Raw genomic sequence first — 18299 nt, forward strand, 5'->3', positions numbered from 1 at the left:
CGGTTAGGCTCCATGACCATACTGCGCCAGTAACGGCTGCTGCCTAGGCTACGCCTGGCAGGGGTCTTCTTTGATAGAAGTCGGGAAAGCCGTGGAAATCAAGTGATCGACTGACGGAATTTTCATCTGCCTTCAACCCGGCGATCACGATTCCCACTCGCGCATGCGCACACGACAGTGCTTCATGGCGTTGACGATGTGCTTTTCCACCAGGCTGCGGGAAATACCCAGGTGCTCGGCAATCTGCTGGTGTGACAAGCCTTCGAGCTTGCGCAGCAGGAAGCAGTCGCGGCAGATCTTGCTCAGCTCATCCAGGGCACGCTGCATCAGCGCCAGGCGCTGGTCGAGCTGCATGTCATGGGTCGGCGCCGGGGCGTGCCAGCGCTCGTCGTTGTCCAGCACCTCCAGTGGCTCGGCCTGGCGCACCTGGTGCCGGCGGTGGCGGTCGACAACCAGGTTGAGCGCGGTGCGGTAGAGGAAAGCACGCGGGTGCTCGATGCGCTCGGCGTCGGTGCGCTCCAGCACTCGCAGGTAGGCATCATGCGCCACGTCTTCGGCGGCCTGACGACTGCCCAGGCGCGAAGAAAGAAAACCCACCAGTTCGCGATAGTAATGTTCCACGACGTTACCTGAGATCGTCCTGCCAGCCTATGCCAGAAAGCCCTTTCAGGCAGCAACGCGGGACCGAGTGATGTCAACGTGCGATCTTACAAATTATAATTATTCTCAGCAACAAGGGTATGTCATGGGCTATCTAGCGCCTGTCGCCATACACCTGTCAGCCCCTGCTCAATACTCGCTAAATCCCCTCCTGCCGCTTTCGTCTATCTGGCACCCACTCGGCTGGATGTCTGCATGAGACCTTTAACCAACACCCGTCGCCGGCTCCTGCTCAGCGGCCTGGGCCTGCTCGGCCTGGGCAGCCTGCTGGCCTGGAAGGCCCTGCCCTACGGCGCACAGCCGCTCAGCACGGTTGCCGTGACCCGCGCCGACATCGAAAGCAGCGTTACCGCACTGGGCACCCTGCAACCAAGGCGCTACGTGGACGTCGGTGCCCAGGCATCGGGGCAGATCCACACCCTGCATGTGGAGGTCGGCGACATGGTGCGCAAAGGCCAGCTGCTGGTCGAGATTGACCCTTCTACCCAGCAGGCCCGGCTGGATGCCGGCCGCTACTCGATCGACAACCTCAAGGCCCAGCTGGCCGAACAACGCGCTCAGTTCCAACTGGCCCGGCAGCAGCTCAAACGCCAACGGGAGCTGGCCGCCGCCGGCGCCACCCGTGGCGAGGACGTGCAAACGGCCGCCGCACAGCTGAAAGTCACCCAGGCACGCATCGACATGTTCCAGGCGCAGATCCGCCAGGCCCAGGCCAGCCTGCGCAGCGACGAGGCCGAGCTGGGCTACACGCGCATCTACGCGCCGATGGACGGCACGGTAGTGGCGGTGGATGCCCGTGAGGGGCAAACCCTCAATGCCCAACAGCAAACCCCGTTGATCCTGCGCATCGCCAAGCTCTCGCCGATGACCGTGTGGGCCCAGGTGTCGGAGGCCGACATCGGCAAGGTCACCCCGGGCATGACCGCCTACTTCACCACCCTGGCCGGCGGCAAGCGCCGCTGGACCAGCACCGTGCGGCAAGTGCTGCCGATCCCGCCCAAGCCACTGGAGCAGGCCAGCCAGGGCGGCGGCAGCCCGGCCAGCGTCAGCAATGGCAGTGCCGGAAGCCAGGTGGTGCAGTACAGCGTGCTGCTGGATGTCGACAACCCGGACGGCGCCCTGATGGCCGAGATGACCACGCAGGTGTTCTTTGTCGCCGGCAAAGCCAGCCAGGTGCTGACCGTACCACTGGCCGCGCTGGACGAAGGCGATGGCCTGCGCCTGGCGCATGTGCTGACCCGCGACGGCAAGGTGGAACAGCGCCAGGTGCGCACCGGCCTGAGCGACCGCCTGCGGGTGCAGGTGCTGGACGGCCTGAACGAAGGCGAACGCCTGGTGATAGGCGCCCCTGGCGTCAGCGGAGGTTGAATGAGCACACCCCTGATCGAGCTGGTCGACATCCGTAAATCCTACGGCGGCATCGAAACGCCCAAGGTCGATATCCTTCATGGCATCAGCTTGCGCATCCATCCCGGCGAGTTCGTCGCCATCGTCGGCGCCTCTGGCTCCGGCAAATCGACCTTGATGAATATCCTCGGCTGCCTCGACCGCCCCACTTCCGGCAGCTACCGCTTCGCCGGCAAGGATGTGGCCGAGCTGGGCAGCGACGAACTGGCCTGGCTGCGCCGCGAGGCATTCGGCTTCGTGTTCCAGGGCTACCACCTGATCCCCTCGGGCTCGGCCCAGGAAAACGTCGAAATGCCGGCCATCTATGCCGGCATCGCCGCCAACGAACGCCACGCCCGTGCCAGCGCCCTGCTCGGCCGCCTGGGCCTGGCCAACCGCACTGGCAACCGCCCGCACCAGTTGTCTGGCGGCCAGCAACAACGGGTGTCGATTGCCCGGGCGTTGATGAACGGTGGCCATATCATCCTCGCCGATGAACCCACTGGCGCCCTCGACAGCCACAGCGGCACCGAAGTGATGGCGTTGCTCGACGAGCTGGCCAGCCAGGGCCACGTGATCATCCTGATCACCCATGACCGCAATGTCGCGGCGCGGGCGCAGCGCGTGATCGAAATTCGCGACGGCCTGATCATCAGCGATTCGGCCGCCGAAAAGCCCATGGTCGAAAATAGTCGCGGGCTACAGGCCGACCAGCTGCGCCAGCGCCTGGACCATGGCGCAACCTTGCACGGGGCATGGAAAGGTGAATTGTTCGAAGCCCTGCAGGCGGCCTGGCGGGTGATGTGGGTCAACCGCTTCCGCACCGCCCTGACCCTGCTGGGGATCGTCATCGGCGTGGCCTCGGTGGTGGTGATGCTGGCAGTGGGCGAAGGCAGCAAGCGCCAGGTCATGGCGCAGATGGCAGCCTTCGGCTCGAACATCCTCTACCTGAACGGCAAGCCGGCGAGCCTGGGCGAGCAGGCCGGCACCATCACCCTCGACGATGTCGCTGCCATCGGCCAACTGCCGCAGGTCAAGCACGTGATGCCGGTGATCGGCGAAAAGATGATGGTGCGCCACGGCAACAACAGCCAGCGGTTCTATGTGGGTGGCAACAACACCGGGTTCCCCGATATTTTCAACTGGCCGGCGGTGCAAGGCAGCTTCTACAGCGATGCCGATGAAGCCAACGCTGCCGCGGTGGCGGTGATCGGCCAAAAAGTGCGGGAGAAGATGCTCGACCCTGGGCGCGGCCCTTTGGGGCAGTACCTGTTGATCGGCAATGTGCCGTTCCAGGTGGTCGGTATCCTGGCCGGCAAGGGCGCCAGCTCTGGCGACCAGGACAGCGACGGGCGCATCGTGGTGCCCTACTCCGCCGCAGCCATCCGCCTGTTCGGCCAGCGCGACCCGGACTACATCGCCGTTGCCGCCCTGGACTCCACGCGGGTCAACGAAGCCGAAGCGGCCATCGACAAGCTGCTGCGCCAGCGCCACAACGGCCGCCAGGACTTCGAGCTGACCAATGACGCGGCGCTGATCCAGGCCGAAGCGCGCACGCAGAACAGCCTGTCGCTGATGCTGGGGGCGATCGCCGCGATCTCGTTGCTGGTGGGTGGCATCGGCGTGATGAACATCATGTTGATGACCGTGCGCGAGCGCACCCGTGAAATCGGTATCCGCATGGCCACCGGCGCGCGCCAGCGCGACATCCTGCGGCAATTCCTCAGCGAGGCGGTGATGCTGTCGATGGTCGGCGGCCTGGCCGGCATCGTCCTGGCCCTGGCCATCGGTGGCGGCCTGATGCTGGCCGAAGTGGCGGTGGCCTTTGCCCTGCCCGCCATGCTCGGCGCCTTCGCCTGTGCTGTCGTCACCGGCATCGTGTTCGGCTTCATGCCAGCGCGCAAGGCCGCCCGCCTCGACCCGGTCAAAGCCCTTACCAGCGAATAACCCATGACTCTGCCTAGCCGCATCAGCCTGTTGCCCCTGTGCGTATGCCTCGCCGCCTGCAGCACGCCGCAAACACCCGCCAGCGGTATTGCCGCGCCATCTGCCTGGCAAGGCGAGGCCGCATCACCCTCGGCCCAACTGCCAACGACGCAGTGGTGGCAAGCCTTCGCCAGCCGCGAACTCGACCGCCTGGTGCAGCACGCCCTGCACAATGCCCACGACCTGGCTGCTGCCACGGCACGGGTACGCCAGGCCCAGGCCCGCGCAGTCATCGCCGGCGCGCCGCTGCTACCGGAGCTGAAGCTGGGCCTGGATGGTAGCCGCCAACGCCTGCTGCACGGTGACGGCTACGACCAGCTGGATGTCAGCCGCAGCGAACCCACCAGCACCTCGTTCGACATGCAGCTCAGCGCCAGCTACGAAATCGACTTCTGGGGTGGCCTGCGAGCGACCCGTGACAGCGCCCTGCGCAGCCTGGATGCCAGCCGCTTCGACCGCCAGACCGTGGAGCTGACCTTGGTCAGCGCGGTGGCCGACAGTTACCTGCAGGGCCTGGCTTTGCAGGAACAGTTGCGCATTGCCCGCCTCAACCTGCGCAATGCCCAGGACGTGCTGGGCCTGGTCGAGGCACGCCAGCGCAGCGGTTCCGCCACGCGCCTGGAACTGGCCCAGCAGCGCAGCCTGGTGGCCGCGCAGCAACGCCAGCTGCCGTTACTGGAGCAGAAGTGGCAAGACAGCCGGGTCACCCTGGCGACCCTGCTCGGCGACCCGGTGCAGTCGCTGCCCACCAGCCAGGACGCGATCAACACCCTGCAATGGCCCGCCATTGGCAGCGGCGTGCCCAGCGAGCTGCTCACCCGCCGCCCCGACATTGCCGCAGCAGAAGCTCGGCTCGCCGCCGCCAGCGCCAATGTGCAGGTCGCCCGCGCCGCCATGCTGCCCAAGCTCACCCTCGGGGCCAACCTGGGGGCTGGCGCCAATACCTTTGCCCATTTGTTCGACAGCTCCTACTACACCCTCACCAGCGGCCTGGTCGCACCGATCTTCAACAACGGCCGCCTGCGCGCCGCGCATGAACTGGCCGAGGCTGAACAGGCAGAGTTGCTGGAGAACTACCGCAGCAGCATCCTGGCCGGTTTTGCCGATGTCGAGAAGGCGCTCAATGCGATCCAGGGCGTGGACCGCCAGCGGCAGTGGCAGGATGAAGAAGTGGCGCAGGCGCGCCTGGCATTCGACCTGGCGCAGCAGCGTTATGGCGCGGGAGCGGAGACGCTGTTGAGCGTGCTGGAGACCCAGCGCACCTTGTATGCGGCGCAGGACCAGCAGGCCCAACTGCGCCTGGCCCGGTTGCTGGGTAGCGTGGCGTTGTACAAGGCATTGGGGGGTGGTTGGGTGGTCAGCCAGTAGGGTCACCTGTACCGGCCTATCGCCGGCAAGCCAGCTCCCACAGGATCTGCACCGGGTCAAGACATGCGCTGTACCTGTGGGAGCCGGCTTGCCGGCGATAGGGCCGCTACAGGCAGCAGCTAGTTCCGCACCTTCAGGTTGCGCGCATACCACGGCCGCTGCGGTACCTTGGGCCGCAGCTTGTCGAGCAGGTCGTCATCGCTGTAGATGATGCGCAACGCCAGCTTCATGGTCTCGGGGTCCATCTCTACACTGCGCCCGGGCCGCAAACCCGGCACCGTCGAGCAACCATGGGTATCCGGCCCTAGCCACGGGTCGGCCACCTCCACCCAGCGCCCTGGGGCAAACCATGGCACACCATTGACTTCCAGGCGCCGCACCTCGCCCGGGTGCAGCCGCTCATGAGCGTGGAACCAGTCCTCGATGCGGTCGTCGATCCAGCCATGAAAGTGCCAGAACACCGGGTTCACATGGGATGAAAACGGGTCACCGAGAAAATCGTTCTGTTCTGCGAACCAGCGTTCGGCAAAATCATCCGGCGTGCGCGCCGTCGGCACCGGCATGCCGTTGGAGGGGTCGCGCGGCACCGATGCCCAGCGCATGTGCAGCCAGTCGTGCAGGCCCAGCTCCACTTCCGAACCGAACTGGCCCAGGGTCAAGGTGCTCAGGTACTCCGGGTCGGTGTAGCGTGACTCCCAGACCTGGAAGTTGCCATGGAAGGTATCCGGCGTCTTGATGTCGCGCACCCACTGGGTGTATTCCGCATCACCGCTGGCCAGCCAGGTGGGCGGCAGGGCATTGCCGTCATGGTTGTCGAAGTAGCGGGCGAATCCGGCCCGGTCGCGCTCCAGTTCCGGCTGCGGCAACGGGAAGCGCGTCCATGACGGCAAGTCCTGCAAGGCACGGGCCCTGCCAAGCATGTGCCGGTGCATGAAGAAAAAGTCTTCGCCCGAGCCGTTGCGGTCCTTGTGCCGGCCCCGCGCGTCACGCTCGCGATCACGAGGCCCGGGCTGCCAGCCCAGGCCACGCAGGGCGCCCTGCTTGTCCTTGCCCAGCTTGTGCCATTTGTCCCGCGACGAGTGCCACAGCTGGTGGAACAGGCGATGCTCCGGGGCGGTCAGCCAGGCCAACAACTGCGGGTTCAGCGGGGTACGCTCGCGCGCCTCTGGAAAGGTTCGCTTCAAGGCCAGGAACTGGTTGTCCTCCACGGGCAATGTCAGCGCGCGGTCCAGGCGTGCAATGCGCCCGTTGAGGGTCGCCGGCCCGGCGTTGCCGAACCGGCCCCAGACCTCGTCGAGCACGATATGGCATTCATAGCGGGCACGGGCCGAAAACAGACGCCAGCGCAGGGTGCCCGGTTTGTCTGCCAACAGGTCGCCTACCACGCGGTAGCGCGGCTCTTCCTGCCCCCGCAGGCGCTCGGGGGTATCCAGGTAGCCGCGCAGGGAGCGCCCGCTGGTTGCCACATCCAGGAACAGTTCCAGTTCACCTGTGGGCAGGCCGTCCAACCCCGCATCCTTGCCCAGCAGGGTCCAACGCCAGATCCCGCGCAGGGTATCGCCCAACTGCTGCAGGCGGGTATCGGCCAACTCGACTACGGCCTCGCCAGGGGTTTCCGGGAATTCCTCGGCGGCACGCTGGCGCTGCACATACAGCGCCCCCAGCGCACCGGGCACCACCACACCCGTCAGTGCCACACCGGCGATGAAACCGCGTCGGGAAATCGTCATTGCATACCTGTGCATTCATTGCGGCCATGGAGCACGGCCCGTCCAAGGCTAGAACGTTGCACGGCAGGCGAAATTTAGCGGCGCTCCGGCTGCATCCGGGGCCACCATGCGGCCCCGACAGGCGCTAAATTTCCCGGGTGCGAGCTCGTTCACTGCAGGTAGCGGCGACCTCTGTGCCCATCCCTCGACGGTGAACCTACTGAGACCAAGATGACGACTCCACGCTGGAAGAAAGCCCTGTTTATCAGCCTGTCCGCGGCGGTTGCCGCTGGTGCCGGGTTTGCCGCCTGGCACTACTTCGCCACACCCGCTGGCTATTCCAGGGAGGTGACCCGCCAGGCCAACGACCTGCAGGAACGCATCATCTCGTTCGACAGCCACGTCACCCTGCCGCTGACCTTCGGCACCGAAGGCAGTGAGGCCGACAAGGATGGCGATGGCCGCTTCGACCTGGCAAAGGCCGCACGCGGGCGTTTGTCCGGCGCGGCCCTGACCATCTTCGCCTGGCCAGAGTCCTGGACCGGAGACGGCGGCCCGCACCGCCCGACCCCAGGTTTCGTCGAAGCCGCCCGCCACACCCAGGAGGTGCGCTACAACGCCATCACCGCCATGGTCCGCGACTTCCCGCAGCAGGTGGGTATTGCCTATACCCCGCAAGACATGCGGCGCCTGCACGGCGAAGGCAAGTTCGCGGTGTTCCTCAGCATGCTCAACGCCTATGCGCTGGGCGATGACATCGACCAGCTCGACCGCTGGGCCGCGCGCGGCGTGCGCATGTTCGGCTTCAGCTATGTGGGCAACAACAGCTGGGCCGACTCCTCGCGTCCGCTGCCGTTCTTCAATGACACCGCCGATGCCCTGGACGGCCTGTCGCCGGTCGGCAAGCGCGCCGTGCAGCGGCTGAACGACCTGGGTGTGATCATCGATGTGTCGCAAATGTCCAGCAAGGCGCTGGCCCAGGCCGTTGCCCTCAGCCGCGCGCCGGTGGTGGCCTCGCACTCGGTGCCACGGGCGATGGTCGACATCAGGCGCAACCTCTCCGACAAGGAGCTGCAGCTGATCAAGGACAGCGGCGGCGTGGTCCAGCTGGTGGCTTTCTCCACCTACCTCAAGCCCTTGAGCAGCAAGACCCAGGACAAACTCAACGCCCTGCGCGCCCACTACGACCTGCCACCACTGGCCAACCTCGACTACGCACTGATGCCAGGTGACCCGGTGATTGCCGGCTGGCCCGAGCAGAAGGTCGGCCAATATGCCAACGCGCTGTACGGCATTCTAGAGGAGGAACCGCCGGCCACGCTCAAGGACTATGGCGACGCCATCGATTACACCGTGCGCAAGATCGGCATCGATCATGTCGGCCTGAGCTCGGACTTCAACGAAGGCGGTGGCATCGACGGTTGGCAGAACGCCAGTGAAGCACGCAACGTCACCGCCGAACTGATCAGCCGCGGCTACTCCGAAGCGGATATCGCCAAGCTCTGGGGCGGCAACTTCCTGCGGGTGTGGGAGCAGGTGCAGCGCGCCGCTCAACCTGTCGCCACCTCATCCCCCTGACCCTTGCGAGCCATTTGATGAACGATCGTCGCACCTTTCTCAAGCAGGCCGGCCTGCTTGCGGCCGCCCTGCCCCTCACAGGCCCACTGCTGCCTGCCGCCCAAGCGGCGGCTGCGCAGCCTGCAACCGCCAGCGACTGGGCCGGGTTTCGCAACCTGTTCGAGCTGGACCCGGCGTACGCGCACTTTGCCAACTTCCTGATCACCTCGCACCCAAGGCCCGTGCGCGAAGCCATCGAGGCGCTGCGCGCCCGCTTCGACCGCCACCCGGCCCGCATGGTCGACTGGGACAGCCAATCGGAGTGGAAGCACGAGGCCGCCGTGCGTGAATGGGCAGCCCGCTACCTCGAAGTGACGCCCCGGCAAATTGCCCTGACCGGCAGCACCACCGAAGGCCTGGGGCTGATCTATGGCGGGCTGAAGATTGCCCCGGGGCAGGAAATTCTCACCACCGTGCACGAGCATTCGGCCGCCCGCCATACCATGGGCTTTCGCACCACGCGCGATGGCACACCGGTGCACCGGTTGCGCCTGTTCGACGACCCCGCCAAGGTCAACAGCGACCAGGTACTGACCACCATCGCCGCGGCCATCGGGCCGAAAACCCGGGTACTGGGCATGACCTGGGTGCACTCGGGCAGTGGCGTGAAACTGCCCGTCGGCGAGATCGGCGCACTGGTGCGCGAGGTCAATCGCCAGCGTGACGAGCAGCACCAGATCATCTACGTGATCGACGGTGTGCACGGCTTCGGCGTCGAAGACATGCGCTTTGCCGATCTCAACTGCGACTACTTCATCGCCGGCACGCACAAGTGGATGTTCGGGCCGCGGGGTACCGGGATCATCTGCGCGGCGTCCACCGAACTGAAGCAGCTGAACCCGACCATTGCCACGTTTTCCGAGAACGAGGACTTTGCCACGGTGATGACGCCCGGGGGTTACCACGCGTTCGAGCACCGCTGGGCATTGGGCAAGGCGTTCGAGTTGCACCTGCAGCTGGGCAAGGCGGCGGTGCAGGCACGGATTCATGGGCTCAATGACTATCTCAGGCAGCGGCTAGAGGCGCTGCCGGGGGTCGAACTGGTGACACCGCGCAGCACGCAGTATTCGGCGGGGTTCACCTTCTTCCGGGTCACGGGGCAGGATGCTGACGAGGTGGCCCGGTATCTCAACAGCCAGCGCATCGTGGTCGATGCGGTGTCTCGGGATGTCGGGCCGGTGGTGCGGACGGCGCCTGGGCTGTTGAATACCGAGGCGGAGATCGAGCGATTGGTCGATGTGTTGAAGAAGCACCTTCGCGGGTGAGGCCGGGGGGCCGCTTTGCGGCCCATCGCGACACAAGGCCGCTCCCACATGGTTCGGTGGGCGCTGTGCTTTGGTGGGAGCGGCCTTGTGTCGCGAAAGGGGCGCAACGCGCCCCCGGCGAGCTCAAGTCAGGACTGGCCACCGACCCGCTTCAACCACGCCCCGACATCCCGGTAAATCCCCTCCACCTGCCCCACGATCCCCGACATGCGCAAGAAGTCATGGGTCAACCCCTCCACCCGGGCAAAGGTCACCGCCGTCCCACCCGCCACCAGCCAGTCACGATAAGCCATGCCCTCATCATGCAACGGGTCATATTCGGCCACGAACAGGTAAGCTGGTGCCAACGGCTGGCGCAGCGTCGACAGCAACGGCGATACCCGCCAGTCAAGGCGCTGCTCGCGCTGCGGCGCATAGTGCTGGTAGAACCACTCCAGGGTAGGCGTCTCCAGCAGGTAACCCTCGGCATGCTCGCGATGGGACTCACGCCAGCAGGAGATATCGGTCACCGGGTAGAACAGCAACTGTGCCAGCGGCTTGAACGCCAGCGCCTCGGGCTGCTCCACTGCCGTAATGGCCAGCACCGCCGCCAGGCTGGCGCCCACGCTGTCCCCTGCCAGCACCACCCGGCGGTTGTCCAGGCCCAGCGAGGCCGCCTGCTCAGCCAGCCAGTTGGCGGCGTCCAGTACATCGTGCAGGGCCTTCGGGAACTGCTGCTCCGGCGCCAGCCGGTAGTCCGCCGCCAGCACCGCGAACTCGCCCAGGGCCGCCAGGCGACGGCACACCGAGTCATGCGAATCGAGGCTGCCGACCACATAGCCGCCGCCATGCAGGTACAGGATCACTGGCTGCAAAGCAGCTCCAGCATTGCCCTGGCGGTACAGACGAGCAGCCAGACGGGCACCGTCGCGCGCGGTAATCTGCAACTCGCTGGCCGTGACGTTGCCGGGCGGGCTCGGGTCGAGTACCTGCGAGCTGCCTTCGAACTCGGCACGGGCCTGGGTCACGTCCATCGCGTGCATGGGCAGGCTCCTGCCCGTCAGCCGGCCAAATTCGACCAGTTCCAGAAATGCCGCCAGATCAGGGTGCAGTGCCATGTGGGTTCCTTGGGTGAACAATGTGACTCGAGCCTCCCTACGGGACGTAGCAGCACGCCGAAAAATTACCCGCCCACACGGCTAAATCGTTGGTGCAGGCACTCGTTATCCCTGCACAACGAAAGACCGCCAGAGGCATACCGTGGACCTTCAGAGCATCCTCAGCAAACTGTTCGCCAACGCCCATGCCGTGGGCATCGAAGGCGTTTTCCAGTTCGTCTTCGGCCAGGACCGGGCCTTCTGGTCGGAGGTGCGTGACAGCAGCCGCACCGGTGCCGGCCGGCACAGCGCCCCGGACGTCACCATCGAGGTGGCCGAGCGTGACTTCCTCGGCATCATGGGCGGCACCGCCAACGTCGAAGAACTGTTCGCCAGCGCCCGCCTGAAGATCAGCGGCAACATGGGTTTGGCCACCCTGCTGCCGCAGATCATCAGCAACGCCCGGCGCGGCGCGCCGGCGACCAAGGTATCGATGAACCAACGCTACCCGACACCGGCACGCCTCAGCGAACGGGTGTCGGCCGCGCAACCGGTGCAGCGCCAGGTGGCACGCGTTGCCCGCGCCGACATGCCGCTGGCGCGCTTCCAGGGCGAATACCTGGCGCACGGCACGCCGGTGGTCATCAGCGATGCCCTGCAGGACTGGCCGCTGTTCACCATGGGCCGCGAAGCTTCGCTGGAGCATTTTGCCGAACTGCAGGGCATCACCCGGCACGGCGACTACGTGAAGAAGACCTTCTCCACCGACCGCGACTTCCGTTCCACTTCCATGGCCGACTTCATCGCCTCGCTGGACACCCCTGCCAAACCCGGCGAAACCCCGGCCTACATGGGCAACAACATCGTGCCGGAAAAGCTGCTGAGGCTGATTCGCTACCCGCATTACTTCGCCCGCGAGAAGTTCATTGCGCCGCGCATCTGGATCGGTCCCAAGGGCACACTGACGCCATTGCACCGCGACGACACCGACAACCTGTTCGCACAGGTATGGGGGCAAAAGTCGTTCATCCTTGCCGCGCCGCACCATCGCCCGGCCCTGGGTACCTGGTCGACCAGCCCCAAGGGCGGCCTGGACGGCTGCGACTTCAACCCCGACGCCCCGGACTACCAGCGCTTCCCGGCGGCGCGCGAGGTGCCGTTCCTGCGCGTGGTGCTGCAGGCCGGTGACCTGTTGTTCCTGCCCGAAGGGTGGTTCCACCAGGTGGAGTCTATGACCACCTCGCTGTCGGTGAACTTCTGGGTGAATTCCGGGCGCGGCTGGTAGCCGGGATTGCCAGGGGCCGCTGCGCGGCCCCGGCAATCGATCAGACCGCCGCGATCAACGCCTCGGCAAAGCGCTGCGCGACCTCGTCGATCTGCTCGCCACTGATGATCAACGGCGGCAGGAAGCGCACCACTGCCCCATGCCGCCCACCGAGTTCCAGGATCAGCCCGCGCTTGAGGCACTCGCGCTGCACCTTCGCCGCCAACTCACGGTTGGCCGCCGGATGCCCAAGCGCATCCCTGTGGCCTTGCGGATCCACCAGTTCCACCCCAAGCATCAGGCCACGCCCGCGAATATCACCCAACTGCGGATAATCTCGCTGCAACTGCTGCAGGTGCTGGCGCAGGCGCTGGCCCATGGCCTCGGCATGCTCTGCCAGGCGATGCTCGACCAGGTAATCGATCACCGCCGAACCCGCCGCCATGGCCATCTGGTTACCACGGAAAGTGCCGGCGTGGGCGCCCGGCTTCCAGGTGTCCAGCCAGTCGCGATACACCACCACCGCCAGCGGCAGGCTGCCGCCAATGGCCTTGGACAAGGTGACCACATCCGGGATGATGCCGGCATGCTCGAAGGCGAACATGCGCCCGGTACGGGCGAAACCGCTCTGGATCTCATCGACGATCAACGCCACGCCGGCCTGCTCGGTGATACGGCGTACCCCCTGGAGCCACTCGATTTCGGCCGGGATCACCCCTCCCTCGCCCTGCACCACCTCGAGGATCACCGCCGCTGGCAGCGGCACGCCGCTTTCCGGGTCGAGCAGCAGGGTTTCCAGGTAATGCAGGTTGGCCCTGACCCCGGCTTCGCCGCCCAAGCCGAACGGGCAACGGTAGTCGTAGGGGTACGGCATGAACTGCACACCGTTGCCCAGCAAGGCCCCCAACGGCTGCTTCGGCCCATGGCTGCCCATCAGGCTCAGCGCCCCCTGGCTCATGCCATGGTAGGCGCCCTGGAAGGCCAGCACGGTGCTGCGGCCGGTGGCAGTGCGCACCAGCTTCAGCGCTGCTTCCACCGCATCGGTACCGGTCGGGCCGCAGAACTGGACCTTGGCTTCACGGCGTAACGCCTCGGGCAGCACACCGAACAGGTCCTGGACGAAACGGTCCTTGACCGGCGTGGTCAGGTCCAAGGTGTGCAGTGGCAGTTCATCGGCCAGTACCCGCTGGATCGCCTCGACCACCACCGGGTGGTTGTGGCCCAGCGCCAGCGTGCCGGCGCCGGCCAGGCAGTCGATGAACTGGCGGCCTTCGACATCCTCCACATGGATGCCACGGGCGCGCTTGAGTGCCAGCGGGATGCGCCGCGGGTAGCTGCGGGCGTTGGACTCCTGTTGTTGCTGACGTTGCAGCAAAGGCGAATCGGTGAACTCGTACAAGCCACGCGGCGCGCTGGCCGACGGGACCTGGGCAAGGCAGGAAGCGGTGGACATGGGTGAATCCTCGCAAGCAAGCGAAAGTGCGGGTGTTCGTCGCTTGAAAAACGCTTGAGTGCGGGGAGGATTTAGCGGTTGCTGTGGGATTTTTGAAAGCAGGCCCGGCCTCTTCGCGGGTAAACCCGCTCCCACAGGATTGGCACAGATCTCAGGGTTGATGCAGTACCTGTGGGAGCGGGTTTACCCGCGAAGAGGCCGGCACAGGCAATAAAAATCAATGCCCCGAGCGCGCCGGCACTTGCAACAACACCCGCAACCCATCACTGCGGCTGTCGAACTTCAGGCTACCGGCACAACGCTGCACGATCGCCTGCACGATCGCCAGCCCCAGCCCGCATCCACCACTCTGCCCGTTACGCCAGAAGCGCTCGGTCAGGTGCTCAAGGTCCGCCTCGGCAATCCCCGGCCCATGGTCCCGCACCATGAAGCCCACCTGGCCGTCAGCCATCTGCACCTCAAGCTCCACCGCCTCGTCGCCGCCATGGCGCAAGGCGTTGTCCAGCAGGTTGCGCAGCGCCGCCACCGCCAACGGCGCAGGCATACCCAGGTAGATCTGCGTAGCGGCTTCAGGCAAGCGCAGCACGATGCGCCGGTTGTCACCGCCGCCGGCATCCTGCACCGCCTGCCGGGCCACCTGCTCGGCGCTGCACTGTATGCCATCCTCGAACGACAGGCTGCCCTCTACCCGCGCTAGCATCAGCAACTGCTCCAGCGTGCGGTGCATGCGGTCGGCGCCCTGCTCGGCATGCTCCAGCGCCTGCTCGCGCACGGCGCCATCGGTCATCCGTGCTACCTGCAGGTGGGTCTTGATCGCCGTCAGCGGGCTGCGCAGTTCATGCGCGGCATCGTCGGTCAGGCGCCGCTCACGCTCGATGGTCTGGGCAATGCGCAGGAACAGCTGGTTCTGAGTTTCCAGCAACGGTTGCAGTTCGCCGGGCATGCCCGCCACCTGCAGCGGCTCGACGCTGTCCGCGCGCCGGCGGCGCAGGGCATCGCGCATGCGGTTGAGCGGCTCCAGGCCCTTGCCCAGGCCGATCCACAACAACCCCAGGCTGCCAAGCAGGGCCATCAGCACCGGCGCCGAGGCCGCCAGCAGGATCGACTGGTTCAGTGCCTCTCGCTCCATGTGCCGGTCGGCGGTAGTAATGCGCACATCGCCATGGTTATAGGTAAAGGTGCGCCACAGGGCATCGTCGATGGTCTGGTCTCGGAAACCACTGCGTTCATCGTCCATGACGCCATCGTGCTTGTGGTTGCTGGCGAGAATCTCGCCACGCAGTGAGCTGACCTGGCAAGCCATGCCGTCCGGCACGCTGAACTGGTCGGCGGAAAAGTGCGCCTCCCCACCCTTGGCAGTCAGCGGCTGCGGCAGCTGGTCTATCAGCCCGGCAACCATGCGCGCCGAAGCCACCAGGCGCTGGTCGAGGGAGAACATCATCTGCTGGCGCAGGTCGCGCAGCATCCACGCGGCGGCCAGCGCCCAGATGATCACGAAGGCGCTGCCCAGGATCAGGCTCAGGCGTACCCGCAGGCTCATGATGCCGCCTCCTCCGGTGCTTGCGCCGGGCCCAGCCGGTAGCCCAGGCCGCGCACGGTCTCGACGATGCCGTTGCCCAGCTTGCGCCGCAGATGATGGATATGCACGTTCAGGGCATTGCTCTCGACTTCGTCGCTGAAGCCGTACACGCAGTCTTTGAGCTGCTCGCTGGACAGCACCCGCCCGGGGTTCTGCAGCAGCGCCTGGAGCAATGCCTGTTCACGCCGGGACAGGTCGACCGGCTGGCCGGCCAGGGTTGCCTCGCAGCTGCTCGGGTCGTAGCGCAGCGGGCCGTGTTCGATCACATTCACCGCCCGCCCGGCTACGCGCCGCAGCAGGGTGTGCAGGCGAGCAGCCAGCTCGCGCAGGTCGAACGGTTTGAGCAGGTAGTCGTCGGCGCCGGCCTGCAGGCCATCGACCCGGTCGGTAACCGCATCACGGGCAGTGAGCACCAGCACTGGCAGCGTCTCGCCTTTCTCGCGCAGGCGGCGCAACAGCTTCAGGCCGTCTTCGTCGGGCAGGCCAAGGTCGAGGATCATCACGTCGAACTGCGCGGCCTGCAGCATCGCCCGTGCATCGGCGGCGTTGCCCACACGGTCCACGGTCAGGCCCTGGGCGGTAAGGCCGGCGCAGATGCCGGCGGCGATCAGGTCGTCGTCCTCGCAGAGCAGAACGTGCATGGTGGGGCTCCCGGAATGGTGTAGCTGGCATTGCACCTTGGGCGGATTAAGGGGGGATTATGGACCTTTTGTGGGGGATTGGGGATGTGTGGCGCCTGCGGCAACGAGCGCCGCGCAACTGCCACATGCCCCGGGAGCGACAAACATCCCCAGCCCCACCCAAGGCACATCCTGACAGCTTAACTCCGCCGAACACGCCGGAAACTAAGTCGCATTTTCCTACAACTGACTCAGAAACTTCCGATCCGAATCCATGATGGGATTTCCCCCTGCACACGCTGTCAGGGAGACACCTCATGTACCTGGATTACCTCGTGCCCTCCTGGCACGAGATCGAGTCACGTGTCATCGCCATGGTGGGCTACCAAAGCGGTGGCCAGTTCCGCACCAGCCTCAATGAAGAAGTCGCCTCGCTAGGCCTCAACCTGCGCCGGATCGAAGCCGTCCGCACAGCCTTCTACCACGCCGAATGGCAGGCGGCGCACATGCTGCGCCAGCGCTTCGCCGACCTCGACATCAACAGCATCGTCGACGAACTGCTGATGGTCGTACGGCAGATGGCGATGATCGTCGCCGGCAGCACCATTACCGGTGGCCTGCTTGGCGCGGGGGTTGGCACATTCGCCGGCGGCGCCGGAACCATTCCGTTCGCCGGCGCGGGCGCGGCTATGGGCCTCAAGGTCAGTGGCTGGATCCTCGGCGCGCTGGGGCTGGCCTCCATCGCCGAGTTCTTCATCGAGGGCTTGCCGCGTATCGGCGAGTACTACGTCGATGGCATTCGCTTCGCCTGGGAAGGCACCTGCGGCAATGAAGGCACGGGCCCGTTCTGCCGGGACGACCCCTATGCGATATCCCGGGCCACGCATCAGATTGCCCAAGGCCATGTGGAAGTCGTGCTGCTGTTGTTGGGAGCGATCGTGTCGTACCTCACCCGCGACCGCGGCGATGCCCGGGTGCTGGCCCAGGAAATGGCGGCCAGCCGCAAAGGTGCGCGGCTGGGGCAATGGATGCTCAAGCATGAAGAGGGCTTGAAGAAACGGCCAGACCTGCAGGTGCCGGAGCGACGCAAGGGGGCGGTGGGTGAGCCGCAACCGATGCAGCCTGATCGGCCGGCTGAGAAAGACAAGGAGCCCTCGACAGGGAAGCCCGGTAGCATGCCGTTGCATACCGTGGCGTGCTTCAAGGCCGACAAATTGCCACCCGCCAAGCATGGCGAGTTTGAACGGCAGTTGAAGGGGCAGCAGGATGGGTTGAATCGGCTGACGGTTGAGGAGTTTTTGGAAAATGTGGCCAACCCCGTCAAACGCGATCCCAAGCTTGCCAAAAAGGCACGAAAAGACTTGTACACAAACATAAGAGATAGGATTCACGAGGATCTATCCAAAACGATGGGTCCGCGTGAAGCAAGAAAACTTTCAGAAATGCAAGCCAAAGAGACAATGTCAACGCTTGCAGCCTTGCATAACCCGGACCTCAGTGCTGGTGGACGGGACGCTATCGCTGATTTTGGAGATAGACAGGTCAACTCGAGCATTGGCCCTCAGTGGAAAAACAGGATAGGCGGACTCAGGCGGGCCGCCGAAGAGATGGCTGGTACAGGTGGTGGCTCCGGCCTTTTAAATGTGAAACTGCACAAGTGCTGAAATATCTGGAGGTTATCATATGGACGAAGCATTTTCCGTATTTATTGAGGAAGTCGGTGAACCTATGCATAGACAGGAGGTGCCTGCATCGACCATTGACCGTTATCGAGGAAAGCTACCGGATAAACTTCTACAGTACTGGATTGAGCATGGATGGTGTGGGTACGGTGACGGCATGTTTTGGACCGTAAACCCACAAGAGTATGATGGCGTGGTTGCATCTGTACTTGAGAGTGCAAACCTAGAGAAGTACGACAGATTTCACCTCATAGCCCGCGGAGCCTTTGGTGATCTTTATTTGTTTGGCGAAGAAACGGGATTCTCACTAAAAATTGCAACGCATATTGGCCGTTATGTTGGGAGAACACATGAATTGACAGCAATTGACATGGACAGGCAAGTGCAAAATTTTTTCGCCTGCAGAGATTTGGATTCGAATGATTTTGATGAAATGTTTGAGCCTGCCAAGAAGAACCTCGGCATACTAGGGCCGGATGAGATGTACGGTTTTGTTCCAGCATTGGTGTTTGGCGGCCCAATTCGTTTCGAAAATCTTGAGAAGCTGAAAGCAATTGAACATCTTGTACTGCTTTCTCAGCTTTGCAGCATCGAGCCCTATAGCTTTTCCGACTTCTAAACACTTAAAAAAGGA

The 18299-nt window shown here is 64.8% G+C and carries 14 protein-coding genes; 8 read left to right on the plus strand and 6 right to left on the minus strand.

The window, feature by feature from the left end:
• Positions 1 to 144 precede the first annotated feature (144 nt).
• Positions 145 to 621: a sigma-70 family RNA polymerase sigma factor gene (locus QN085_RS17665; protein ID WP_023663104.1), complete on the minus strand. Its 477-nt coding sequence runs from the start codon at positions 619 to 621 to the stop codon at positions 145 to 147.
• A gap of 234 nt (positions 622 to 855) precedes the next feature.
• On the opposite strand from QN085_RS17665, the gene QN085_RS17670 reads away from it, so the two are divergent.
• From QN085_RS17670 to QN085_RS17680, 3 genes are read left to right on the plus strand one after another with little or no spacing between them, the layout of a single operon-like run.
• Entirely contained in the window at positions 856 to 2028 is a 1173-nt protein-coding gene (locus tag QN085_RS17670) for an efflux RND transporter periplasmic adaptor subunit (protein WP_041505754.1), read from the plus strand.
• Positions 2029 to 3993 carry a MacB family efflux pump subunit gene (locus QN085_RS17675; RefSeq protein ID WP_023663439.1) on the plus strand — a complete coding sequence of 655 codons (1965 nt, stop codon included), beginning with the start codon at positions 2029 to 2031 and terminating at the stop codon, positions 3991 to 3993.
• 3 nt (positions 3994 to 3996) lie between these two features.
• Positions 3997 to 5400, plus strand: a complete 1404-nt coding sequence (locus tag QN085_RS17680; RefSeq protein ID WP_041505753.1) for an efflux transporter outer membrane subunit — start codon at positions 3997 to 3999, stop codon at positions 5398 to 5400.
• A gap of 119 nt (positions 5401 to 5519) precedes the next feature.
• On the opposite strand, the gene pvdP is transcribed toward QN085_RS17680, so the two are convergent.
• A complete protein-coding gene (gene pvdP, locus QN085_RS17685) occupies positions 5520 to 7130 on the minus strand; it encodes a pyoverdine maturation tyrosinase PvdP (protein WP_023662603.1) in 1611 nt (536 codons plus the stop codon).
• Between the two features lie 210 nt (positions 7131 to 7340).
• Between pvdP and pvdM the strand changes: the two genes are divergently transcribed.
• A complete protein-coding gene (gene pvdM, locus QN085_RS17690; RefSeq protein WP_013973463.1) occupies positions 7341 to 8687 on the plus strand; it encodes a pyoverdine-tailoring dipeptidase-like protein PvdM in 1347 nt (448 codons plus the stop codon).
• Between the two features lie 17 nt (positions 8688 to 8704).
• Complete coding sequence (gene pvdN, locus QN085_RS17695; protein ID WP_023662604.1) at positions 8705 to 9991, plus strand: pyoverdine-tailoring periplasmic protein PvdN; 1287 nt, start codon at positions 8705 to 8707, stop codon at positions 9989 to 9991.
• A 128-nt stretch (positions 9992 to 10119) separates the two neighbouring features.
• Here the strand turns inward: pvdN and QN085_RS17700 are convergent, their stop codons facing one another.
• Entirely contained in the window at positions 10120 to 11088 is a 969-nt protein-coding gene (locus QN085_RS17700) for an alpha/beta hydrolase (RefSeq protein WP_013973465.1), read from the minus strand.
• 142 nt (positions 11089 to 11230) lie between these two features.
• On the opposite strand from QN085_RS17700, the gene QN085_RS17705 reads away from it, so the two are divergent.
• Entirely contained in the window at positions 11231 to 12352 is a 1122-nt protein-coding gene (locus QN085_RS17705; RefSeq protein ID WP_023661380.1) for a cupin-like domain-containing protein, read from the plus strand.
• A gap of 40 nt (positions 12353 to 12392) precedes the next feature.
• Here the strand turns inward: QN085_RS17705 and QN085_RS17710 are convergent, their stop codons facing one another.
• The 3 genes from QN085_RS17710 to QN085_RS17720 all read right to left on the minus strand — a co-directional run bounded on the left by QN085_RS17710 (position 12393) and on the right by QN085_RS17720 (position 16004).
• Positions 12393 to 13784, minus strand: a complete 1392-nt coding sequence (locus tag QN085_RS17710; protein WP_013973467.1) for an aspartate aminotransferase family protein — start codon at positions 13782 to 13784, stop codon at positions 12393 to 12395.
• 217 nt (positions 13785 to 14001) lie between these two features.
• Positions 14002 to 15324 carry an ATP-binding protein gene (locus tag QN085_RS17715; RefSeq protein WP_013973468.1) on the minus strand — a complete coding sequence of 441 codons (1323 nt, stop codon included), beginning with the start codon at positions 15322 to 15324 and terminating at the stop codon, positions 14002 to 14004.
• The gene (locus QN085_RS17720) at positions 15321 to 16004 is read right to left on the minus strand and encodes a response regulator (RefSeq protein WP_013973469.1); all 684 of its coding nucleotides are present in this window, start codon (positions 16002 to 16004) and stop codon (positions 15321 to 15323) included. Before QN085_RS17720 ends, QN085_RS17715 begins: the two co-directional genes overlap by 4 nt.
• A gap of 296 nt (positions 16005 to 16300) precedes the next feature.
• Between QN085_RS17720 and QN085_RS17725 the strand changes: the two genes are divergently transcribed.
• Positions 16301 to 17647, plus strand: a complete 1347-nt coding sequence (locus tag QN085_RS17725; RefSeq protein WP_013973471.1) for a DUF6861 domain-containing protein — start codon at positions 16301 to 16303, stop codon at positions 17645 to 17647.
• A 19-nt stretch (positions 17648 to 17666) separates the two neighbouring features.
• Complete coding sequence (locus tag QN085_RS17730) at positions 17667 to 18284, plus strand: GAD-like domain-containing protein (protein ID WP_023661099.1); 618 nt, start codon at positions 17667 to 17669, stop codon at positions 18282 to 18284.
• The last annotated feature ends 15 nt before the right edge of the window (positions 18285 to 18299 follow it).

It is taken from the genome of Pseudomonas sp. M2(2023) (assembly GCF_030263955.1).
Lineage (GTDB): Bacteria > Pseudomonadota > Gammaproteobacteria > Pseudomonadales > Pseudomonadaceae > Aquipseudomonas > Aquipseudomonas asiatica.